Genomic DNA, 24,098 nt, shown 5'->3' on the forward strand with positions numbered 1-24,098 from the left:
GATGTCTACTAGAAAAGTAACCTTCACTCTTGATTCATTGATTTCGTCCAGAAATTGTCAGGCAAACCTTGTTCCATACCCATAATAAATTTTTCTCGGATATCAGGATAACTTTGTGCCAATCCACTTACCAGATGTTTGATTTCTTCTCGCTTGGTTTTCTTATCAACGGGACAGGGGTTAAAAATCACAGGCAATTCTTCTCGTTGAACAAACTGAATAATCTGTTTCTCTTCAAGGTAAAGTAATGGACGGATCAGTGTAATATCTGTTTTTGATAAATAGCTGAGTGGGTCAAAACTAGCCATTTGACCATGGAATAGAAAATTCATAAAATACGTTTCGATCGCATCATCCAAGTGATGGCCTAAAGCGACTTTATTACAACCAACTTCTTTAGCTCGTTTATACAAAATTCCTCTACGTAGCTTGGCACATAACGAACAAGGTGAGCGTTCTTCCCGAATATCAAACACAACTTGCGCAATATTTGTTGGCACAACATCCAATTCATACCCTAAGCCTGTCACAAATTTCTGTAATGGTGTGATATCCATCTCAAATCCCATTGCTAAGGTGATCGGCACGATTTCAAATTCAAAGCCTAACCGCTTTTGTTTACTGATCATATCTAGAAAATACAATAAACTTGTACTATCTTTCCCACCACTCATTCCGATTGCCACTTTATCACCTGGCTGAATCATTTGATGATTCAAGATTGCACGGCGAATCGGGTTATAATAGGTCTGATTGTCTTTCTTTTTAAAACTCATTGTATACTCCTTTTTTGCTCACTGAATTTATTTGAAAAAATCGGTGTTCAAACTATAGCTTTCACCTGAAACAATGTCGTATTGGATCAAACGATAGTCTTCATATAATTCTTTTTGTGATTCATTCAATGATAATGTTTTGCTCCATTGGTTATCTTTATAATAGAAGCCTTTTTCAAATGCAGGAACTTGTTTTTCAAGCTCGGTCAATAATTGGTAGAATCCAGTCATTTGCATACCACTTTGATCAAACAACGTTGGTGCAAAGTAAAATGGACTGCTAAGCGCATCATGGGTATTTTTCTCACTTAACTTATCTTGATTGTCATACATCAAAAATTCCGTTTCATGCATGCGGACTTCATCGTTTTCTGCTTTGATTTCATCTGAATAAATACTTGGTAAATGATCTCCCCAGAAAACAACTAGCGTTCGCCGTTTTACATCTTTTAAAGCTGTCGTAAATTGTTTCAACGCTTCACTGCTGTATGCAACATCCTGCATATAGCTATCGATTGCTGTTTTATTGCCTAGACTTTGAGAAGAATAATCTGACTTAGTATATTTATCGCTATACGGCATATGCGTTTGCATCGTGACTAAATGGACAAATTGTGGATCATCATCATTTTCTAGCAGATCCAACACTTCTTTGTAGGCAGATTCGTCCGAGATATAAGGATTCTTTTGTAATTTTTCTTTATAAGTCATTGTATCTTCGCTGATAAATTGATCAAAACCTACTGTTTTATAAACATCTTTGCGCTTATACATCGAAGTATTATAAGGATGAATAGCGGTTGCTTGATAGTCTTGCCCCTTTAGCAGTGAAACGATCGACGGAATTTCGGTCATTTTTGGAATCAGCATAGTATAAGGCGTTGTCATTTGCGGATTGAACAACTCCATTGAAAAGCTAGTTAGTGCTTCAAATTCAATATTAGCCGTTCCACCACCGTAATTTTGTGATAACATCTTACCGCTATAAGTCGTTTTGGCTATGTCATAATAGTCTTTTAAAGGATCTTTATCGGCGGTTACACCTTTTAAATTCTGCGGATCAGAAAAACTTTCACTCATCACAAAAATAATGTTTGGTTGTTCTTCTTGTGTGCTAGCATTTGTCTCTTTTATTTTATCCGTGTATTTATTGGTGATTTTTTCAATCGTTTTTTTTGAATAATTCTCTGGTTTGTCCATTGCTTCTACCTTTAAATTATATAAAAAACCACCCATAAATCCTGTGTTATAGTAATTCATTTTTTGGCTATAAGGAATCCACAGTGCCGTTCGATCATAGGCTTTTCTCAATAAATTATTTTGACTATTAAAATTACTTACATAAATCAATAAAAGCAGTGTCACAATGAAACTTGAGATACGGACGATTTGCATTTTTTTCGATAGCAGCCGACTTTTGTAGATTGCTCGCCCAAAGAAGAACAAACCAACGACTGCCACGAGTAGAATAAATAAGAATGGAATCGTTCCGATCATCTCTCTTAGTAAACCAAATTCAGTGATCATTTTTAAATCATCAGGATAAATCGGCTCCGAGCGATAAAACATTTTTTGATAATCAGCGAAGCCTAAAATACCGATCGTAATTGCATAAAGTACACTTCCTAAAGCCAGCGATCCTGACAAACTACATAGAAATAATAAAAATATCAGCAAGACTACGCTACCTAGAATAAATTTTTCTGTATGCCATGAAAACGCAAATTTGACTACTAAATCCAGTGATAATTCATTTTGGCACCATTGTAAATATAGAGTGCTGATCAAAACTAACAACAGTAATCCTATCACGATCAGTGTATATTTAACTGGTTTTTTCTTGACTATCTGCAATTTTTTCTTCACAACATTCTCCCTTTTCTCTTTCCTTAATACGTCCCTTAATATTTTATGCTTAGACGACAAAAAAGTAAAGCTCCTGCATTGAGAAGCTTTACGTTGCATTTGATTATCTTTTGGCTGCTTTAAAAATTTCCTCGATCAGAACCATCACTTTACGAACTTCTTCATTTTTGACGACTGGTTCTGCTTGTTCTCGTACAACTTTATAGAAATTCTTATAGAATGTGTCATATTCAGCAGAAGCTTTTGGTAATGGTAAGGTCTCCGTTGCTTCTTCTGAGGGTGGCGCCATTGTTTTGGTTAAGCCGACCCCTGCTTGGATTGGTTTTGGTGCTTGGATATTTTTCTTCCCTGATTCGATGACCATTTCACCTGATAAATCCCAGTCATGAATGACAGCTGTTCCTTGTGTTCCTTTTAGATACCAGCGTGGGAGTTTAGTATAATTCGTTGTTCCAACTTCTATGATTGCGCGGACACCATTTTCAAAAATAATATACGTGATGAAGCCGTCATCTACTTCATCGCCAAGAATGTAGCTTAAATCGGCTGATACTTTTTCAATCCGACTATCAACTAAAAATAATAGCTGATCTAGTAAATGGACACCCCAGTCTAAAAGCATTCCACCGCCATGTTTTAATTCATGGCGCCAATCACCAGGAATTCCGTTAGCGCCTTGTACACGAGTTTCGATTTGGAATAATTCTCCGATTTGTTGATTTTTATAGAGTTCTCGAGTGATTAGAAAATCTGGGTCCCAACGGCGGTTTTGGTGGACCATAAAGGTTTTGCTTGTTTCTTTGGCTACTTTTAATACGTCGTCTAATTCTTCTACATTCATTGTGACTGGTTTTTCGCAGACAACGTGTTTTCCTGCTTTTAATGCTTGGACCGCTAAGTCTTTATGGGAGTCATTGGGTGTAGCGATCAAAACAGCTTCGATGGTATCATCTGTTAGTACGTCTTCAAGTGAAGTGTATACTTTATGATTGTGTTGGCTGGAAATTTGTTGACGTTCACCGGAAATGTCGTAGGTTCCGACGACGTGGATTCGTTCGTTTTCGTTAGGCATAATGTTATGGATATGGTAAGAACCCATACCGCCGTAGCCGATTACGGCAAAGTTGATTGCTGTCATTTTTTGAGTCCTTTCTATTATTGAGGATGATTGATTTTTGGTGGTGAAAGAGTTGGTCAGAAACTGTCGTATTCTTCTCTTTGACATCCAGCTTCACGAACTAGCTCTTTCGGCAAATAGACAAATTTTCTTCAAAGATAAAAAGCATCTTTGAAAAAATTTCCTAATTTGCTCAAGAGCTGAACGAGTTCGTTCAGCTTTTGATTACACCCACCACATTTCCGTAGGTTGTTCTTTGATCATAATACTTTTCAAATTAGTAATCGCTCTGTTCAAACCTTCTTCTGTCGACATGATCGGGTCTTCATGTTCAATACTTAAAACGTAATCGTATCCGTAAATTCTAAGTGTACTAATAATATCTGACCAGACTTTTAAATCATGACCGCATCCAACTGAACGGAACGTCCATGCGCGGGTTTTAACATTTCCATATGGTTGCATATCCGTCAGTCCGTGCATATTGATGTTGTCTTGATCTAAATACGTATCTTTTGCGTGAAAATGGTGGATCGCACCTGCTTCACCTAAAATTTTAACTGCTGCAACTGGATCAATGCCTTGCCACCATAAATGACTTGGATCTAAATTACAGCCGATTGCGTTGCCCGTTGCTTCACGGAGTTTCAACATTGTATAAGGTGTATGACATAAGAAGCCGCCATGCAGTTCGATCCCTATTTTCACCCCTGCATCTTCTGCGATCGTATTGATATTTTTCCAATAAGGGATCAATTTCTTTTCCCATTGGTAATTGTAGTTATCATCATATTCAGTTGGCCAAGGCAAAACAGGCCAATTGACTTGTGTATCTGTTGGGTTTCCTCCTGAAACACCAGAAAAACCATTGACTACTGATACATTCATTAAAGAAGCTAATTTGATTGTTTTTTGTAATAGTTGGTCTGCTTCTTGGGCGGTTTCTTTTAATGGAGAAATCGGATTATTATGACAGCTCAATGCACTGATCGTTAACCCTTTATCAGCCAGTTTTGCTAAATACTCTTTTCTAGCGTCAGAACTTGCTAATAATTTATCAATATCTAAATGTGCATTTCCAGGAGAACCACCTGTTCCGATTTCAACTGCTTCTAATCCTGCTTTTGAGACTGTATCGATCATTTCTTCAAAACTTAAATTATTGAATAATGGAGTAAATACACCTAATTTCATTGTTTAGTTCCTTTCTCGTTCGTAATAGATTCTAATGGTTCGTGATGCCCGTAATTTGGATAAGCATTTTGTGTTGGTTTACACCAATGAACGCCGTTTTTAATGACTTTTTGAATTTCTTTATTATAATAAGAAGGATACGTTTCATGTCCTGGTTGAAAATAAAAGATTTTTCCATTGCCACGATGATAGGTACAACCACTACGGAAGACTTCTCCGCCAGGATACCAGCTAATAAAAATCAAGTCATCTGGTGTTGGAATATCAAAATGTTCGCCGTACATTTCTTCTTTTTCTAGTTCAATGTACTCGCCGATTCCTTCGACAATCGGATGACTTGGCGCAACGGTCCATATGCGGCAATGTTCTTCAGCTTCTCGCCATTTTAAATCGCAAGATGTGCCCATTAGTTTCATAAAAATCTTTGACATATGGCCTGAATGAAGTACGACTAATCCCATTCCTTCTAACACACATTGATAGACACGTTGAACGATTTCATCCGATACTTCTTGATGCGCGACATGTCCCCACCAAATCAAAACATCTGTATTCGCTAGAACCTCTTCTGTTAACCCATGTTCTGGTTCGTCTAAGGTTGCCGTTCGAACGGAAAAATCATCTTCTTTTAAAAAACGAGCAATTTGTTGATGAATGCCCTCTGGGTATACTTTTTTTACAGCTTCATCTGTTTTCTCATGACGGAATTCATTCCATACTGTGACTTGGATCATTATTTTTCCTCCCTAATTTAAAAGCGTAGCGGGCTCGTTTAGTCTTGACTGAAAAATAGGAAATTATGAATGAGACGCTTTTTGCCTCATTCATAATTTATTTTTTTTCCGAGAGACTAGCCCGTGAAGCTAGATAATCTTGATTTAATTGAAAAATACAGGTTGATTCGTTTCAGATGCTTTGTAAATGGCTTCAAGAATTTCTGTTACAACTAAAGCTTGTTCTGATTTAACAATCGGTTCTGTGTCATTGATGATTGCATCGATCCATGATTGTGCTTCTAAAACTTCTGGTTTGTCGCCAGCGCCATCGTAAAAATCAACACCACCAGGTTCTAATTCGATTTTTTTCTCAAAAAGTGTGCTGTGGTCTTCTCCATTAATGGTTAAGCCATTATTCATATCAGCTCCACCTTTCGTACCGTGAAGAGTCGTTTTGGCTTCTTTTACATCTAAACTATTCAATGCCCAGCTAGATTCTAAAAAAATCGTTGCGCCGTTTTCCATCATGATAAAACCAAATGCTGAATCTTCGACGGTGAACTTTTTGGGGTCCCAAGAGCCCCAAGCATTGGCTGCATTATTAGTCTCAGCTAATTTATGATAGGCTTTTCCTACTACATATTTCGGTTTGTAATTGTCCATCATCCATAACGTCAAATCCAAGGCATGCGTGCCGATATCAATCAATGGTCCACCACCTTGAGCTTCTTCATCGAGAAAAACACCCCAAGTTGGCACTGCACGACGACGAATGGCATGAGCTTTAGCAAAGTAAATATCTCCTAATTCCCCTTCTTCACAAACCTCATGTAAATAAGTTGAATCTTTCCTGAAACGATTTTGATAGCCAATTGTTAATTTTTTTCCTGTTTTATTTGCTGCTTCGATCATACTGCGTGCTTCAGCAGATGTTTTTGCCATTGGTTTTTCACACATCACATGACAGTCAGCTTCCATTGCTGCAATCGATAGTTCTGCATGCGAGCTATTTGGTGTACAAACATGAACCACATCCAAGTCCATGTCTTCAAGCATCTCTTGATAATTTGTAAATGTTTTTGCTGTCAACGTTCCATAATGCATTTTTGCTTCTTCTGCTCGTTCAATGATCAAGTCACAAAAAGCAACCATTTCTACTTCTTTTACTTGTGCAAGTGCCGGTAAATGTTTGCCATTAGCAATCCCGCCGCAACCAATAATTCCTACTTTCAACGTCATCAAAAAACCTCCAGTAATCTACTAATATTAATTTGTGGAAAAAATAAAACGGTTCCACTTCTACACTCTTACTATACAAAATTATGAAAGAGCTTTCTTCCTAGATTTCGGTTGAAAAGTTCCCGGATATTGCTGTGAATCACTGCGACTGGCTTCGCCAGAGCAGATGATGAACAGTACTTGGCGACCAGCGGGAGAGAAGTTTCATTACTTGTGAATCACCAAACGCCTTATTCCAAACTGATTTTAAACAGTTCTTAACAACCAACGGAAGAGAAGTTTCATTACTTGTGAATCACCAAACGCCTTATTCCAAACTAGTCTTAAACAGTTCTTAACAATCACCAGAAAGAAGTTTCGATCACGCCAAATTAATCACACCATAGAAATAGAAACGGAGCAGCATAAATAAAAAAAACTTTACAAGCCTAATAACCTCAACAAAAAAAGCCCTTCCCTTCTATACTAAAAAGGAAGAACTTTATTCTCTACTTTTAAAAATGATACACTCAGCCAACACTACCAGAAGCCATCACTCGATGTCTTTGTTCCCGTTTATACTGCTGAATAATTTTCAGTGCTCGTTTTCTTGTTTTTCGGTTTGTACATTTCAATCGTCTACGTGCACTTGAAAGATCTTGTTTCTCCATCAAATCACCTCTTTGCATCTATTTTTCGATTTCTTTACCAGCTTGCTTTATGAACACCAGGAATTTGTCCTTGATGTGCTAACTTTCTAAAATTAATTCGTGACATGCCGAATTTGCGCATATATGCTCTTGGTCGTCCATCGATCAAATCGCGGTTTTTTAAGCGATTTGGATTGGAATCTTTTGGTAATTTTGCTAAAGCTTCATAGTCTTTATTCGCTTTTAACTCAATACGTTGTTCAGCGTATTTTTCAATCAATACTTGTTGCTCTTTTGCTTTGGCAATTTTTGATTTTTTAGCCATGTTTTCTTTCACCTCCACACAAATCGTAATGCTTACTATTTAAGAGGTGTAATAGTAACATTAACAATAAGAAAATGCAAGTACTATTTATTAAAAAAAGCCCTGCTAGAGGCTTTAATTATTATTCTACTTTATATTCAACATACTCCCCTTAGAATGAGCTGTTTTAATAAATCGTTAATTTGTTGTATTAGCTTCCACTTTATTACATATACGCTACTATTCTACTTTAAAAGATTTTTTTCTGATACTTCAACGGTGAGACACCTACCTGTTCTTTAAACACATGATGAAACGTTTTCACACTGGCAAAACCTGATTTTTCAGCTACTTCGATCATTGGAACTTTTTCATTAGCCAAAATAAACTTTGCTTGATTGATGCGATATTCCGTTAAAAAACTCATAAACGTTGTCCCAGTATTAGCCTTGAAAAAGCGAGTGAAATAGTATGAACTAAAACCGCTATATTTTGCAATTTCTTCCAATGTAATCGATTCTTCGTAATAATTTTCAACATAGGTAAAGATGCGATCCAACTGTTCTAAGTTTTCTTTGTATTTAATCGTGGAAGCTTTTGCACCTTTTTTTACTTTCACTTTTGTTTGAGGTAACCTTCGGTAGAACATTGTGATCAATTGAAACAGTAAACTAAACAACTCATATTTTTTCCCCTGCCTCTCTTTTTCATATTCTTCAAATAACCGTTGTAATATTTTTTTCACATCTAAAACTAAAGACTTCGACCAGTTTGAACTGTGTTTTTCCCCTGTTTCAAACAACTCGATCAGTGAGCAATCCTCTACAGATTTTAACTGCTTCTCATTAAATAGACTCAAATCAAACTGATAAACGATCCGTTCACTATCAGGAGAAGCTAAAAAGTAGTGCGGTTCACCACTAGCGAAAAAATAAATTTCTCCTTCAGCTACATGAACGATTTCATCGCCTACACCGATATTGACTGTTCCTCGTATCGAGTAAATAATTTCGATTTCTTTATGCCAATGAGGATATACGATCGTCATGCCATCATTGATAAATGCTCGAAAAAGAATATTTTCTTCAAATTCTGGTCGTTCTAAATATACACTCATGTTCAGCCTCCGATTGTTTCTCTTACTCTTTACTTTATCAAAATTTTGATTATTTACAACTGATTATGTACAAAAAAAACAATCCCTAATAGTAGCAGATTGTCTTTTATGAAGATTTGTTTTATCTATTCATCCATGGTGTCGCTGTTTCTTTTAAAACCCGATTCAAGGATTTAATATTTTCTTTGCCAGCAGTTCTCATCCATTGCTCGGCAGCTGCTTTTCCTTCTTTAGCAAAAGTTGCTACCCCTTCTTTCCAAGTTGCTCGACCACATAAAACACCGTTAAATGTCGAACCTGCTTCTTTTGCAAAGTACAATGTTTCTTGGAATAACTGACTACTAACACCAGCACTTAGAAAAATATATGGCAGCTCAGTTGCTTCACTTTGTTCTTTAAATAATTGTTTCGCCATTTCCTTTGAATAACAAGCTTCTTCACCAAATCCTTCTACAAAGGACATATTTACAGGAACTTCCACTTTCAACACATCAACATTGTATCGCGGTTTACTGAATTCTTTCATCATTTCAATGACTTTGTGCGGCTTGATTTTGGCATATTCTTTACTTGCTCCATCCGTGATCTGTGCATCATAAGACACTAATTCTAGGAAAAATGGCAACCCTTCAGCAACACATTCTGAACCGATTCGTTCCATAAAAACGTGTTTTTGTTCATTGATCGCCTTACTTTCGTCCACATCATAATACAGCAAAAATTTTACTGCATCAGCACCGGCTTCTTTTAAACGTTTAACGGACCAATCATTTAAAAGATCAGGCAAACGTCCTGGTTCACTAGCATCATATCCAGTTTTTTCGTACGCTACTAATAATCCTGCCTGTTGATCTCTGACTTTTGCTGCTGGTAATCCGTACTCTGGATCTAAAAGGATCGCTGAAGCATAGGGTGTTAATTCACGAGAGACAATTTCTTTAAAAGTGATGATCATTTCTTCATCTACTTCGTGTCCACAAGATTTTTCAATCATTTTTTTCAATGATCCTCGTTGATCGATCGCAAGTGCGGCAATGATTCCGTCTTTATTACACATTTGATTCATTGCTGTTAATTTAGATTCTGTCATTTTTTTCATCGTTAGTGCTCACTCCTCAATTAATTGTTGATTCACGTATTCAGCGATTTCTGCTGCTGATTCTAATTCTTTCAACTGTGTTTTAAAATCATCTTTCATTAATAGCCGTGCAACTTTGGATAATAATTTTAGATGGGTAGTTCCAGCTTCTTGTTCAGGAATCAATAAAGCGATGATCACTTCGGTTGGTTTGCCATCTAAACTGTCCCATTCAATTGGATTTTTCGTTTTTACAATCAGAATACTTGCTTCATTGATGGCAGAACTCTTTGCATGGGGGATAGCAAAACCATCCATCATCCCTGTACTGCCTTGCATTTCACGATCATTAAAACTTGCTAAAACATCTGCGCCATTGGTCGTAATCTGTAAATTTTGAGCGGTTTGAGCTAAAAATTGAAGGGCCGTTTCCTTTGTTCCAATTGATGTTTCAATAAAAACGTGTTGTGCGTTTAATAAATCCATTTGTTTTCAACCTCTTTCTATCACTTAAACTGTTGCTTCTATCTTCTCGATTCGACGTTTTTGAATGATTCCTAGCAAAAATCCACCCACGATCGAGCCAGCTAAAATAGCCAATACCCATAGCAAACCATGTGTCACAACAGGTAATACTAAGAATCCACCATGCGGCGCTGGCACTTGAACTTTAAACATATACGTTAAAACCGCAGCAATCGAGGAACCTAACATCATCGTTGGCAATACTCGCAAAGGATCTTTAGCCGCAAATGGAATAGCTCCTTCTGTAATATGCGTCGAGCCTAAAATAAAATTGACCAACCCAGCATTTTGTTCACTTGTATCAAAATAGTTACGGAAAAATAAAACCGCAAAGCCTGTAATCAGCGGTGGTGCAATACAAGCTGCAGAAACGCCTGCCATAAAACTTGTATTGCCTTGGGCTAAAAGCGCTGTTCCAGTCACATAAGCTGCCTTATTCACTGGTCCACCCATATCAAAAGCACACATACATCCAACAATGATGCCTAAAACCAAAGGACTTGAGTTTTCAAAACCAGCGAGAAAATCCATCATTCCTTCATTGATCGCAGACATCGGTCCAGCAATACCAAACATGATTAAACCCGTGATTGCGACACCCAAAACTGGATATAAGAAAATTGCCTTTAAACCGTCTAAAGATTTTGGTAAAACTTTAAACACTTTGATCAATCCCAGCACAACATATCCTGCCAAGAAACCAGAAACAATACCACCTAAAAAGCCAGTCCCGCCATTACTTGCGACTAATCCACCCACAAATCCAACGACTAAACCTGGACGTTTTGCTATTCCTTCTGCAATATAAGCAGATAGAATCGGTACCATCATCCCCATTGCCAAACCGCCAATTTCTTTTAACGTCGCTGCAAATTGATTGAATTGTGTACTTTCAGGATCTGCAGAATAAATCCCCCATAAAAATGAAATAGCAATCAGTACCCCGCCACTTACCACAAAAGGCAACATATGTGAAACACCATTCATCAAGTTCTTATAAATGCTATGACCGATTCCTTTCACTTCATTTTCCTTTTCTTCTAAATCAGCTACATTGATCGGCTTCTCACCGCCAAGAATTTTCCCTTTTCCAGCAAGTGCCTCATCAATTAGCTGACTAGCTTCCTTGATCCCTTTACTAACGGGAACTTCGATGACGCGCTTTCCTGCAAAACGTTCTGCATGAACATCCTTATCCGCCGCTATAATGACTGCATCAGCTGCTTCGATCTCAGCTTTCGTCAATTCATTTTCGACACCGATTTGTCCATGCGTTTCCACTTTGATCGTGATACCTTTTGCTTTCGCTGCTTGTTCCAACGCTTCTTGTGCCATATACGTATGTGCAATTCCTGTGGGACAACCCGTTGCTGCAATCAATTGATACTTTGTCATATTAGATCTTCCCTTCTATTGTCTTGATCACAATTTGTTTTTCTAACTCTTCCGTATCACTAAAATCAGTCAAACCTTTTCTAAAAGCTGTTGAACTGCCAGCTGCAATGCTTTGTTTCAAAGTTTCATCCAGCGCTTCCCCTTTTAACAACCCACTAATGAAGGTTCCTAATAAGGTATCTCCTGCACAAGCTGTGTTAACGACTTTTCCTTTGGGTGAATTTCCGTAAATAATTCTGTTTTTGTCTGCATAGAAACACCCTTTACTGCCAAATGACAACAGCACTCTTTGAGCCCCATTGTTAATTAATCGTTTTAAATACGTTGGACTTTCCTCTAGAGAAATTTCTTTTTGATCGAACCAACTCGCTAATTCTTCTTCATTTGGTTTGAGTAAATAAGGCTGATAAACTAAGCAATCCATCACACTGTGGTAACTACTATCCAGCACTAAATTAAACTTCTGCTCTTGTGCGATTCTGCTGATTTCCGGCAAAATCGTTTCTGAAATTCCTTGCGGCAAGCTCCCCGACACACAAAGATAAGAACCTGATTCGATCGTTGCGATCAATGTTAAAAGTTCATTGATTTTTTCCCTAGGAATCTTAGGTCCTTTATTGACTAATTTGTATTCCGTTTGTTCTTGATTGACTTGAGTGAACACATTGATTCGAGTATTTTCTGGCACATGGATAAATTGTGTGGTAATCTCTTTTTCAAGCAGAAACTCTTCAATGTATCGACCTGTAAAACCGCCACTAAAACCAATCGCCGTGCTGTTTATATCTAGTTTTTTGAGTATCAGCGATACATTGACCCCTTTGCCGTTGGCTTGAATATCATCATCGATCGTTCGATTGACTACTTTTGGTTTCATTGTTTCAATTTCGATAAATAGATCGATCGCTAAATTCATTGTACAAGTATATAGTTGAACCATTTTCCTCCCCCTTTCCTCACACTTGTATTATCGACTACTTTCTTATGTAAATGTTTTCATAATCACGGAAACCGACTGAAAAACGATACAATCTTTATTTCTCTAGGATGAAAATGGTATGATGGACAAAGGAATACCTAGTAGAATGGAGGAGTCTTCAGCATGGAAAAAGCCTTAAGTGAATCAGAAAAATATTTATGGGATTTTATTGATCAGCATCTTGTTGAGATCCCCAATTATTCCATCGTCAAACTAAGTGAAAAAGCGAATGTTTCTACCGCAACGATTGTTCGTGCGATGAAAAAGAAGGGCTACGAAGGGTTTACTTCTTTCAAACATCATTTAAAAGACCAATCCAATACAACGATCAACTTTTCTGGTGTTGAAAAAATCGATGCAGAAATCAAACGAGCGATCCTAAAAAATGAACGAGAAGTTATCCGCACGATCAACATGCTTGATAGCGGAAGTATTGAAGATGCGATTCAAAAAATCAAAGCAGCACAAAAAATCGTGATTTTTGCCCGTGGTTTTTCGGAATTGATCGCCCAAGAAATGACGGTAAAATTTCAACTGTCAGGAAAATATTGTGAAATGCATGCAGATCCCAATATCATTACCAGTATGAGTAAAAAAATCACTAGTAATGATATCGTACTATTGATTTCTTTGAATGGTGAAACCCCAGAATTAGTTACTGCTGTGAAAAATTGTTTAAAAAATGACGTTAGTACGATTAGCTTAACCGCAAATTCAGGTAGTTCTTTAGCTCAGCTATCCGAAATCGTCTTCACTGGTTTTAAATCGGAAGGTTCTTATTTTCCAGAATATGAAGTTCGTTCAAGATTGCCTTTATCTATCATGGCGAGAATATTATTAGATTCTTACGCGATCCGAACAAATTGAGATAAAAAAATAAACGACCTACACGAATAAGTGTACGTCGTTTATTTAAGATTTATTTATTTTGACCTAGTTTCATCTTTATTTCTTCAAGTGAATACGTTTTAAGCAGTCTTTTAACTTCTCCTTCAACGTTAAAAATACCAGCTTTAGTATACCCTAAGTTTTTTAATGCCACAGTTAAATACTCAAGAAACGCTTCCTCTTTCATACACTTCATCCCCTTAAAAATAATTAAGCTTCTCTCAAAAAAAAAAACAGAATCAACAAAATTCTAATTTCTATTCCGTTTGGTAAATACCTGCTTACCAAAATTATCTATTAATTGGTTTTATAACACAAGCCTATTAGCAAAAATCAAAAAATTCTGAAGAAAATAGCCTATAGATAAGGTATACTAGAATATGAACTATCAAAGGAGGTTGTTTTAATGGATTATAAAATGACAGAAAATACCGTTTTTCCATTAGTAGAAGTGGATTTACGTAAAGGTGAAAGCATTCAATTAGAAAGTGGTGCAATGGTTTATCACAATGGTGAGATCAATCTTGAAGGAAAAATGAACAGCAATGGAAAGTCAGGGTTTGGCGGTGCGATTCGAGCATTAGGTCGTTCAATGTCTAGTGGTGAAAGTTTCTTTATCACAAAAGCATCCGGCTTAACAGACACAGCCAAAGTCGCTTTAGCTCCTGCAACACCAGGTGCGATCAAAGAACTTCAAGTTGGAGCAGAACATTGGCGCTTAAATACAGGCGCATTTTTAGCTTGTGATGCTAGCGTGTCTTATAATATGAAACGTCAAAAACTTAGCGGCGCTATTTTTGGCGGTACGGGTGGGTTATTCGTAATGGAAACAGCTGGTTCAGGCTCATTGCTGATCAATAGCTATGGAGATATCGTCGAAATTCATTTAGATGGGACGAAACCATTTGTTGTGGATAACCAACACGTTGTCGCTTGGTCTGAATCATTAGATTACACGATCAAAGTGGCTTCTGGACTCTTTGGTTTCACGACTGGCGAAGGTGTGGTCAATGAATTCCACGGTACAGGTACGATCATGATTCAAACAAGAAATATCGAAGGTTTAGCTGGTCTGATCAGCCCTTTTGTTAGCTCTGGTTCATAAAATAAAAAAAGTATGAAGACCTTTTTATAGGTTTTCACACTTTTTTATTCAATTCAATTAAAAATCGGCAAATCCTGCTTCTTTTTCTTGAGAAAATAAATGATGTTTTTCCGCAATGATTTGATCAAAAAATAGTACTTCTGATACGCCATAATAAGGAATAACATAAACGCTAGCTAAACCAAAACTAAATAATGTGGCAAACTGCCAAAAGATAAAGGAATAAGAAAAAATCAAATACTCCAACTTATACCCTTTCATCAGTACTTGGCTAAGTTCCATCGCTTCTTTGGGTGTTAGTTCTGGATCTTTTTTCAATAAATAATTCGTCATACCATATGATAACTGCTTGATAACACCAGGAATAACCAACAATAATGACCATAAAAAGGTGTATAATGCCACTAAGATGTTGGCAATTACCGTTCTTTTACCGTTCTCTCTAATGAATGAGACAAAGACTGTTTTAAGACTAAAAGCACGTCCTTCCACATTATCCACGGCTGCCCACTGAACTAATCCACGATACAAAATCGTAACAAGTAATAACATCGTCCCAACTAAAAACCCAATAAAACCGCTAATTCCTGCTCCCATAGTGGATGTCTGCGTATAGGTAATTGTCCGCTCCGTATTTTTCAACGATACTGCTGGACTATTTGCCAAAGAATCGAGATTTTTTTCATTGTAGTTGTCTTTACCATAAGAATCATCTTCATAAAAACCGTCGTCATAGCCATCTGAATAACCATCATCATAGCCACTTTCATAGTCATTATTGAAACGGTTAGATTTTTCAGAGTAATCCTCTTGCCAAGATCTATAATCATTTGATTGATCTACAATGTCTGCTGATGATTGAAAAAGCACCATTATAGAAAAAAAATAGATAAATAAAGCCGCACAAGGGATTAGTGCAATCAAACTCCAGCTTCCGTAGTGACCGTGCAGATGAGCCTGGGCTTTCTTTTTTAATTCACTTCGAATCATGTTTTCGCTCCTTTTAATGTCATTAGACAAATTCTTTAGAGTCGTTACTATGTCTTTTGTCGCTTTTTTAATTATACCTCTTAATTCATTAGTAAAACTACTCAATTCCTTGGATTATTACCGAAATTTATGAGAATTAGTGAATGAAATGGAAAAACTCACTACAACATTCCAGTGAGTTTTTCTTGCCTATTTTGCTACTTCCAACGAATCGGAATTTGACCGTCTCCGGTATAAGAGATATCTCTTCCTTTTTCTATGCGCCAGCTAAATTTTAAGTATTTTTCAGCCCCTGTTAAATTGTTCCATTCCAATGATTCGTTACTTGTAATGTTTGAATAATACTTCATTTGGGCACCATCAAATTGTTTTGATGGTACGATTGGATCAAATAATTGATAGGATGATGTCCCTTTTTTTAAAGTGATCGTTGCCATTCTTCCTCTAGCACTGATTCTTAATTCTTTTAATTTATCCAAGTTAGATAATGCAGAAATATCTGTTGTTAACGCTTGGGTATATTCTCCAATTCGACTTTCATCATCATTTTCGAATCCATCAAACCTCAAAATAATTGTTTCCAAGTCAGTTAAATTTTTAAAACTATTTAATGTTAGTTGGTTATTCGCTTCCAACATAACTGTTTTCAATTTTTTTAATTCTCCCAATTCTCTAAAGCTATTGAAGTTCCCGCCTTCTCCTTGAATTTGTTCTAAGGCTGTCATTTTTTCGAATCCGGCAAGAGAAGAATAATCTTCAAAATCCGTGTCGAAATGGGTCATATTTTTCATGTCCGCTTTTTTTAGTAATCCATACGTATTAAAAAATGTTTCCCTTTCAAGTAAATTCTTTTCATTCGCCTCGTCCAGTTGTTCAAATAATTTATCAAATTCATCATCAGTGATCAAGCCGTTTTCATGATCTTCACGTAGCTTGTCCACCTCAACTCGGTAACGATTGGAATAGATTTCGTTTACACCAGAAAATCCTGCCTGTCTTATTCCATAATCATTAAAATAGGAATAAGGTGACTCATACATCGCTTCTACTTCTTCAGATGTTCCAATTGATAACCCCAAACCTAACGCCAACACAATCATTGATGATTTTACTGATTTTTTCACCCTATAACTCCTCCTTAATTAAAAAACTTTATATGCAAATTATACTTTTTTATAAATAAAATTACATATGTATTTATACTATCGAATAAATGTATTTAAGTCTATATATTTTTACAAAATGAGGTTTCTCGTTCTATAAAACATCAAACCTTACTAAACATTTTCTTTACCATATAAACAAATACTACCTTGTAATTCATATCATATAATTTTTTTATTAAATTATTTTATCAGAATGTTTTATTGACTTTTTTGTACAGTATATTATACTATTAGTTATTACTTATTATGGATTTATAGAAAGGGTACGATGAGAAATGAAAAAGAGTACGAAATTTATTGTTGGGTTACTTTTACTTAGTTTTCTATTTCCAACTAATGTAGATGCCAACGAAAATATTCTGGTTATCGGAGAGCCAGACGAAGCGAACAATCAGCTGAACTTTACGAATAGAAATATGGTTCAAGAACAACAAAATGCACCCTTTGAAGCAAAAACATCAGCAGAAAGAGAACAATTACCGCAAAAAGAACAGGAAATTGTTGATCAAATCGAACAATATCTAACTAAGAACTCAAATCCAAATGCACGTAATTTTGGCTCTACACTAAATAAATTGATTGCTTCTTTAGTTTTCGATGTTACCATCAGAAGAGACAATACGATGATTTCTGATTTGGCCGGATTAACGGGAACTAGTGAGACAAGTGCTTGGTTTGAGAATGTTGCTGGTAAGAGTGATCGATTCCTCACAGTTTTTGATGAACCAACTTAAACAAATTTAAAGCTACATTCTTACTATATAGATAACCAATCTGACAAAACAGCCGTTGTTCAGCACGGCTATCGCTCTAATCCTATGAATCTCATGATGGAAGCAGAGTTTCTTTACGAGCTAGGTTACAATGTCATCATTCCAGATGCTCGCTCACATGGAAAAAGTGAAGGCAGCTATATTACTTTTGGCGTTTATGAAAGAAACGATATCAATGCTTGGATCAATCAAGAATTAGAGACAAAACCAAATCAAAAATTCTTGCTATTTGGTGTTTCAATGGGAGCCGCAACTGTTATGATGTCACAAGAAACACCTCATCCGAATGTAGAAGCCATCATTGAAGATTGCGGTTATTATTCTATAGAACAACAAGCACGAGATGTTATGCGCCTGCTTACATCTAAACTGCAATATATTCCTTTAGTTAATCAAATTGATTGGTACAATTGTGAAAATGAATTGATTGACGCACTTAATAACGAGTTTGTAAAACCTATTCTGAAAATCGACTTATTTTCTATTTCGCCTCTTGATGCCGTTTCAAAATCGAATGTTCCTAAACTTTTTATCCACGGTACAGCAGATTGGTTTATCCCACCAGTTGCTAAAGACAAACTATTCACAGCTGCTTTAGGTTATAAAGAACAATTGGCAATTCCAGATGCCGGTCACTCGCTAAATTTACAAGTCGGCGGCACTGTTTATAAAGAAAAAGTACGCTCATTTTTAGGGACAGTCAGTCAGATAAAAACATTGCGTCCACAACTTGCTGAAGATAAAAACCTACTGATTAATCCTGAATTCAAACGAAACGAAGCGCAAACAAGTTTTAATGCTTGGCAATTGAGTAATGACGGCATCAATTTTAATTCTATTACTGAATCTACTCCTTATGAATTTGTCTTAAGCAGATATAAAAAAGACATTATTTCGACTCTTTCTACAGATCATAATGGATTAAAATTCTACAAAAAATGGAAAGGTTCTGCTGCTTATGTAGCACAAGAAGTCTCTCTCTTAAAAGGTCAACCTTATGAACTGAGTTTTGACTCTTATAATCCAAATCCAACGGAATATAGTCAGCAAGTAATTAAATATGGTTTTGATCAAACACTCAAACAAGAAAAGCAAACATCAAAAAATATAATCAACAAAAAAATGGCTTTTACACCTCAAACTACTGGTCCAAAAAAGATCATCTTGGGTTCAGAAATGACTTACTACAGCCTATTTGGACGTACAAGTACGATCATGCATTTATCCAATGTAAAACTAATAAATGCAGATAAAACAGCCCCGGAACAAGTTAAAGTAAGCGAGATCGTAAATAATTCTGAAGAAACGCTGATTAAGGGACAGGGAGAACCAGAAACCCTTGTTCAAATCCTTTCAGCAAATAGTGAAATGATCCTAGAAAGTTCTACAGATAGCAACGGTAATTTTAGTTTAACGATTCCTAAACAACAAACGGGTACTATTTTACACATGATTAATAAAGATATTAAAGGAAATACTAGTGCTTCAGTTGTTTTAGTTTCTAATTAACAGAAGTACTCTGTTATCCTAAAACATATTTTTTTAAAGTTAAAGAGCACTGCAAAACTATTGTTAGTTCTGCAGCGCTCTTTGCTGTTTTGGGGATTTTTAAACATTCTACGGCGCCTATTTCATTTATTTTCTTCCTCATAAAGCCATTGTTTTATTTCGATTTGAGCTACTCCATTTTCTGCAAATATTTCAATAAAACGGCTGTCCTTTTCTGGAAAAATCCGACTAGAAAATACAGCCTCGCCATCATTAACAAAAATTTCTAGCGATGACTGATCTAAAAAAACAGTTAGATGAATGACTGATTGATTATACGCAATTTTTCTAACTGTGCCATAATCAGTCGCCACAGGTTGTCCAGAATGTGTACGATCTAAGCAAAAGTATTCAGCTGTTTTATCCAATAAACAGATTGTTTCCTCTTCTTCACCAACTCTAAACGCAATCCCTGCTCGAGTTGCAGCTTCCAAATTTATCGTAATTTGGTATTCCCCAGGTTCAGAAAAGAGGGTTGTCAATCGTTGTCGGTCATTGGCTATTTCTAGATGCTGGTGATTTTCACTCGTTCGTTTTTGCTTTAATTCACGGATTGGTTTTTGCTGGATTTTTCCGTTTTTTATAGATAGTTCTCTTGGTATCGTCAAACAATTCGCCCAGCTATCCCCATCAGAGGGGTAAATCGTATCCGGTAAGCCCATCCACCCAATCAGAATTTGCCGACCATCAGGTGCTTGAGTTGTTTGCGGTGCATAAAAATCAAAGCCTTTGTCCAACTCTTGAAAGTCTTGTGTATCAAAAACGCCTTTCTCTTCATTGAATTCACCAATAAAAACCCCTGAATGATAGATATTTTGAAAATCATTACCTTGAGGCTTTAACCCTTGTGGGGAAAGTAACAACACATCTTTTCCTTGCAGTGAAAAGTAATCAGGACATTCCCACATAAAACCAAATGATTCATGATTGGTTTTTAGTTCCTGTTTAAATTGCCATTTCTTTAAATCATCTGACATATATAATAATAAACAACCTTCTAAGGCCTCTCTTTGCGCACCGACTAACATGTAATAACGATCCCCTTTTTTGAAAACTTTAGGATCTCTAAAATTGTGTGTATATTTTTTAGGCGGTTCACTAATGATCGGTTCAGGCATTTTTTCTATTGTACCATCGCTTGAAAGTACCGCTAAGCATTGAGAAGATCGCCGTTCCCAATCTGAATTCCGATGATTTCCCGTATAAAATAAATATAGCTGATCCTCTTTTACTAAAGCTGTTCCCGAAAAAATTCCATGTGATTCATGTCGATATTCCGGTATCAAGGCAACGCCTTCATCTTTCCACTCGATCAAATCAGTACTCGTTAAATGATACCAATGTTTCATCCCATGAACGGCACCAAATGGGAACCATTGATAAAATAAATGATACTTTCCATTATAATAGCAAAATCCATTTGGATCATTGAGTAATCCGTAATTGGGTTGAATATGGTACTTTTGCCGCCAGGTACTTTTTGCCACTTCCGCTTCTAATTGTTCTAATTCTTCATCTTTAGCATCTGTTATTGGGCGATATCGTTGTTCATTTGTCCAGCTCATTGTTCTTTCCTAAATACTCATCAGCTGACATCATCACTTCTTTGGGTACACCAAACAGATACGTCAAAACAAAGGATAAGATGAAAATACAAATGCCAACAATAATATAGGTCACTAATTGATACGAGCTATAAATGTACATCACTGGTGATAAAATCACTGCTAAACCGTATGAATTCGCTTGCACATTTAATAAAGACAAAACAGCTCCACCTAATGCAGAACACCCTAACATAATGCCTAACGGTTTTGTACCATAACGAATCGTTATCCCGAATAAAGCTGGCTCACTTACTCCTAAAAGCTGTGTCACGCCTGCACTGGTTCCGATAACTTTCACATTCTTATCTTTCGCCTTCACACTGATTGCAAAACTCACAGCAGCATTAGCAAATCCATACATCGCACACAATGTAATCAATGGATTGAACCCCGTTGTTGCAAGTAAACTTGTTTCGATCATGATAAATAGATGATGCATTCCGGTCATAACCGCTAATGGATATAAAAATCCAATCAACAAACCACCAATCCCAAAAGGTAATTTGATCAAGCCAGTAATCAAGTAAACCAAACCATTTTCGACAAAGTGCAAGATTGGGCCTAATACCAATAACCCAGTTAACAGCATAACCAAAATAACCACAAAAGGAGTAAACATCAAATCCAAAGAATTCGGCATTTTTCTACGTAGAATCTTTTCTAATTTTGCGCCTAAAAGACCAATCACTAATGCCGTCAACACACTTCCTTGGTAACCTAGGATTGGAATAAAACCAAATGCCATCAAAGGTTCAACGCCACTATTGATATCCGCCACAGAATAAGCATTCGGCAACATTGGTGACACTAACATCAACCCGATCACAAAACCTATGATCGGTGTTCCACCAAATTTCTTAAAGGCCGACCAACAAATCAACGCTGGTAAAAAGGCAAATACCGTATCCGTCAAAACACTTAAAAGAACCAAGACAAATTCGGGGATCTTATCTGTTGATGTTCCAAAAAAAGAAAGAACACTTTCGTTTAAAAAGACCCCTTTTAGTCCTAAAAATAACCCCGTTGCAACGATTCCTGGAATAATGGGTACAAAAATATCAGAAAGTGTCCGAATCGCATACTTAATTGGATTACTTGGTTTTTTCATTTCTTCTAAAGACGTCTGCTTTTCTAATAATTCATTGTTGTTTTGAACCAAAGAATCATAAACTTTATTGACGATTCCCGTACCTAGAATAATCTGATATTGTCCAGCATTGAAAAAGACACCTTTTACTTGATCGATTTTTTCAATTTTTTTATCATCGATTGCTTCACGGTCTTTCACTTCTAAGCGTAAACGTGTCGCACAGTGGGTAATTCCTGTAATGTTCTCTTTCCCGACAACGTTTATGATTTCTTCCCCGATTAGTTGATAATTAATTGCCATTGTCACTCACCTCGTTGATTTTTTTAAATAAAATACTTTGATAAGGATGTAGCGCTAATTCATTTGCTTCACTTGATAGATCATCATGAGAATTTAAAAGAATCTGAATGTTCTCTCCTTCCAGTGAAATCATTTCTTGCGTCTCACTTAAATTCGTATAACAGTAGACTTCTACTTCATTTAAAGTACGTTTATACGCAATCACATTGTCTGGTACATTTTCTAGGAAAGTAATAGTACCATTCGTTAGAACCTCACTTACTGCGCCAAACTGTCTCAGTCCGATCATCTGTTTATAATGATTTAGCACCTGATTTTTCTGTGCATTTCGACTTGGATTTTCTTCTGTCATCGCTAACCATGGCGTTGTCTTTGAAAAACCGCCGTATTGACTGTCATCCCAAGGAAATGGCGTACGTGTATTATCTCGGCTACGCTGATTCACAAATGTCATCGCTTCTTCTGGTGTAAATCCTTCTTGAATCGAACGATAATAATTGTCGATACTTGAAATATCATTGAATTGATCGATCGTTTTTCGTTCAGCATTTTGCATTCCTAATTCTTGTGCTTGATAGATAAATGGCGTCCCTCTTAAAAAGAAATACAGCATCCCTATTGCTTTCGCTGCTTCATCTGTTTGATAATCAGGCTTGATAAATTTAGAGACAGCACGTGGTTGATCGTGGTTTTCAATAAAATTAGCCCCCCAACCATTCTTCTGTAATACTTCTTGCGATCGTTTTAATTTTTCTTTGAATTCCTTCGTCGTCCAATTCGTCCGTTTAAACCAATCTGAACCAGATTCAACATCGATATCAGAATAGTTAAAATCGAAAATCATTGAAAAATAACCATCATCTCCAATAAAATCACCGTATTCTTCATAAGGGACACCAGGCGCTTCTCCCACTGTTACACAGTTATATTTTTCAAACGTCTCTTTTTTCAGTTCATTTAAAAATACTTCAATACCAGGACGATTTCGTGTTTTACTTTTACATGATGCTAAACCATCTACCCCGTCAGCTGGTAAACTAGCAAAGTCTTGGTCTTTTTTGATAAAGGTAATCGAATCGATCCTAAATCCTGCAATGCCTTTTTCTAACCAGCGATTGATCATCCCGTACAACTCTTGGCGCAAGGCTTTATTCTCCCAGTTTAGATCAGGTTGTTTTTTATCAAATGCGTGAAAATAATACATATCCTCGTTTGGAAGTTTTTCCCAAACAGAACCGCCAAAAATCGACCGCCAATTATTGGGTTCTGTTTTTCCTTCTTTAAAAATGTAATAAGCTCGATAGGGGCTTTCTTTGTCTTTTAATGCGGCTTGGAACCACGGGTGCTCATCTGACGTATGATTGATAACTAAATCTAAAATCACTTTTATCCCTAATTGATTGGTCTCTTTTAGTAAACGATCAAAGTCTGCCATTGTGCCAAATTCTGGATTGATTCCTTCAAAATCAGAAATATCATACCCATTATCGACCATCGGTGAAGTAAAAATTGGGCAAATCCAAATCGTTGTGATCCCTAACTCTTTTAAATAAGGTAACTTTTCTTGAATCCCTTGAATATCACCGATTCCATCATTGTTTGAATCCTTAAAACTTTTGGGATAAATCTGATAAATCACTTCTTTTTCCCACCATTTTTTGTCTTTGTTCTCTACACTCACTATTTATTCATCCTT

At 36.5% G+C, this 24,098-nt stretch carries 23 protein-coding genes; 4 read left to right on the forward strand and 19 right to left on the reverse strand.

Translation table 11 applies throughout. The annotated features are described in order from the left end of the window. Positions 1-23 precede the first annotated feature (23 nt). The 13 genes from IGL98_RS12020 to pfkB all read right to left on the reverse strand — a co-directional run bounded on the left by IGL98_RS12020 (position 24) and on the right by pfkB (position 12,896). Entirely contained in the window at positions 24-776 is a 753-nt protein-coding gene (locus IGL98_RS12020; RefSeq protein WP_206911705.1) for a tRNA 2-thiocytidine biosynthesis TtcA family protein, read from the reverse strand. Positions 777-803: 27 nt separating this feature from the next. Then, positions 804-2,642: an LTA synthase family protein gene (locus IGL98_RS12025; protein WP_206911706.1), complete on the reverse strand. Its 1,839-nt coding sequence runs from the start codon at positions 2,640-2,642 to the stop codon at positions 804-806. Positions 2,643-2,745: 103 nt separating this feature from the next. Beyond that, on the reverse strand, positions 2,746-3,780 hold the full coding sequence (locus tag IGL98_RS12030) for a Gfo/Idh/MocA family protein (protein WP_206846526.1): 1,035 nt from the start codon (positions 3,778-3,780) through the stop codon (positions 2,746-2,748). Between the two features lie 204 nt (positions 3,781-3,984). Beyond that, on the reverse strand, positions 3,985-4,953 hold the full coding sequence (locus tag IGL98_RS12035; protein ID WP_206846528.1) for a sugar phosphate isomerase/epimerase family protein: 969 nt from the start codon (positions 4,951-4,953) through the stop codon (positions 3,985-3,987). Continuing rightward, the gene (locus IGL98_RS12040) at positions 4,950-5,687 is read right to left on the reverse strand and encodes a ThuA domain-containing protein (RefSeq protein WP_206846530.1); all 738 of its coding nucleotides are present in this window, start codon (positions 5,685-5,687) and stop codon (positions 4,950-4,952) included. Before IGL98_RS12040 ends, IGL98_RS12035 begins: the two co-directional genes overlap by 4 nt. 144 nt (positions 5,688-5,831) lie before the next feature. Continuing rightward, a complete protein-coding gene (locus tag IGL98_RS12045; protein ID WP_206846531.1) occupies positions 5,832-6,908 on the reverse strand; it encodes a Gfo/Idh/MocA family protein in 1,077 nt (358 codons plus the stop codon). A gap of 509 nt (positions 6,909-7,417) precedes the next feature. Further along, positions 7,418-7,558: a putative metal homeostasis protein gene (locus IGL98_RS12050; protein ID WP_167351787.1), complete on the reverse strand. Its 141-nt coding sequence runs from the start codon at positions 7,556-7,558 to the stop codon at positions 7,418-7,420. A 34-nt stretch (positions 7,559-7,592) separates the two neighbouring features. Beyond that, on the reverse strand, positions 7,593-7,862 hold the full coding sequence (gene rpsN, locus IGL98_RS12055) for a 30S ribosomal protein S14 (RefSeq protein ID WP_206846532.1): 270 nt from the start codon (positions 7,860-7,862) through the stop codon (positions 7,593-7,595). A 229-nt stretch (positions 7,863-8,091) separates the two neighbouring features. Further along, positions 8,092-8,958 carry an AraC family transcriptional regulator gene (locus IGL98_RS12060; RefSeq protein WP_206846533.1) on the reverse strand — a complete coding sequence of 289 codons (867 nt, stop codon included), beginning with the start codon at positions 8,956-8,958 and terminating at the stop codon, positions 8,092-8,094. A gap of 121 nt (positions 8,959-9,079) precedes the next feature. Then, on the reverse strand, positions 9,080-10,057 hold the full coding sequence (gene lacD / locus IGL98_RS12065; protein ID WP_206911707.1) for a tagatose-bisphosphate aldolase: 978 nt from the start codon (positions 10,055-10,057) through the stop codon (positions 9,080-9,082). Between the two features lie 9 nt (positions 10,058-10,066). After that, positions 10,067-10,522 carry a PTS sugar transporter subunit IIA gene (locus tag IGL98_RS12070; protein WP_069646788.1) on the reverse strand — a complete coding sequence of 152 codons (456 nt, stop codon included), beginning with the start codon at positions 10,520-10,522 and terminating at the stop codon, positions 10,067-10,069. A gap of 24 nt (positions 10,523-10,546) precedes the next feature. Then, entirely contained in the window at positions 10,547-11,956 is a 1,410-nt protein-coding gene (locus tag IGL98_RS12075; protein WP_206911708.1) for a PTS fructose transporter subunit IIC, read from the reverse strand. Position 11,957: 1 nt separating this feature from the next. Continuing rightward, positions 11,958-12,896, reverse strand: coding sequence for a 1-phosphofructokinase (gene pfkB, locus IGL98_RS12080; RefSeq protein WP_206911709.1), 939 nt, complete (start codon positions 12,894-12,896; stop codon positions 11,958-11,960). A gap of 162 nt (positions 12,897-13,058) precedes the next feature. On the opposite strand from pfkB, the gene IGL98_RS12085 reads away from it, so the two are divergent. Next, complete coding sequence (locus IGL98_RS12085; RefSeq protein WP_206911710.1) at positions 13,059-13,802, forward strand: MurR/RpiR family transcriptional regulator; 744 nt, start codon at positions 13,059-13,061, stop codon at positions 13,800-13,802. Positions 13,803-13,854: 52 nt separating this feature from the next. On the opposite strand, the gene IGL98_RS12090 is transcribed toward IGL98_RS12085, so the two are convergent. Next, a complete protein-coding gene (locus IGL98_RS12090; RefSeq protein WP_206846538.1) occupies positions 13,855-14,010 on the reverse strand; it encodes a hypothetical protein in 156 nt (51 codons plus the stop codon). Between the two features lie 219 nt (positions 14,011-14,229). On the opposite strand from IGL98_RS12090, the gene IGL98_RS12095 reads away from it, so the two are divergent. Further along, positions 14,230-14,928 (forward strand): TIGR00266 family protein, encoded by a 699-nt coding sequence (locus tag IGL98_RS12095; protein WP_206911711.1) that lies wholly within the window; start codon positions 14,230-14,232, stop codon positions 14,926-14,928. Positions 14,929-14,985: 57 nt separating this feature from the next. Here the strand turns inward: IGL98_RS12095 and IGL98_RS12100 are convergent, their stop codons facing one another. Both IGL98_RS12100 and IGL98_RS12105 read right to left on the reverse strand, forming a co-directional pair. Further along, positions 14,986-15,918 (reverse strand): DUF975 family protein, encoded by a 933-nt coding sequence (locus IGL98_RS12100; protein WP_206911712.1) that lies wholly within the window; start codon positions 15,916-15,918, stop codon positions 14,986-14,988. 197 nt (positions 15,919-16,115) lie between these two features. Further along, positions 16,116-17,042, reverse strand: coding sequence for a hypothetical protein (locus IGL98_RS12105; RefSeq protein ID WP_206911713.1), 927 nt, complete (start codon positions 17,040-17,042; stop codon positions 16,116-16,118). Positions 17,043-17,359: 317 nt separating this feature from the next. Here IGL98_RS12105 and IGL98_RS12110 point away from each other — a divergent pair, with 317 nt between their 5' ends. Next, the gene (locus tag IGL98_RS12110; protein ID WP_206911714.1) at positions 17,360-17,818 is read left to right on the forward strand and encodes a hypothetical protein; all 459 of its coding nucleotides are present in this window, start codon (positions 17,360-17,362) and stop codon (positions 17,816-17,818) included. A gap of 27 nt (positions 17,819-17,845) precedes the next feature. After that, positions 17,846-19,366 (forward strand): alpha/beta fold hydrolase, encoded by a 1,521-nt coding sequence (locus IGL98_RS12115; RefSeq protein WP_430605065.1) that lies wholly within the window; start codon positions 17,846-17,848, stop codon positions 19,364-19,366. A 122-nt stretch (positions 19,367-19,488) separates the two neighbouring features. Here IGL98_RS12115 and IGL98_RS12120 read toward each other — a convergent pair whose 3' ends face one another. From IGL98_RS12120 to IGL98_RS12130, 3 genes are read right to left on the reverse strand one after another with little or no spacing between them, the layout of a single operon-like run. After that, positions 19,489-20,970 carry a glycoside hydrolase family 32 protein gene (locus IGL98_RS12120; protein ID WP_206846545.1) on the reverse strand — a complete coding sequence of 494 codons (1,482 nt, stop codon included), beginning with the start codon at positions 20,968-20,970 and terminating at the stop codon, positions 19,489-19,491. Beyond that, entirely contained in the window at positions 20,954-22,402 is a 1,449-nt protein-coding gene (locus IGL98_RS12125) for a PTS transporter subunit EIIC (RefSeq protein ID WP_206911716.1), read from the reverse strand. The genes IGL98_RS12120 and IGL98_RS12125 overlap by 17 nt, the downstream gene beginning before the upstream one ends. Next, positions 22,392-24,083, reverse strand: coding sequence for an alpha-amylase family glycosyl hydrolase (locus tag IGL98_RS12130; protein ID WP_206846547.1), 1,692 nt, complete (start codon positions 24,081-24,083; stop codon positions 22,392-22,394). Before IGL98_RS12130 ends, IGL98_RS12125 begins: the two co-directional genes overlap by 11 nt. Between the last annotated feature and the right edge of the window lie 15 nt (positions 24,084-24,098).

The organism is Enterococcus sp. DIV0840 (genome assembly GCF_050527835.1).
Lineage (GTDB): Bacteria > Bacillota > Bacilli > Lactobacillales > Enterococcaceae > Enterococcus_L > Enterococcus_L ureasiticus.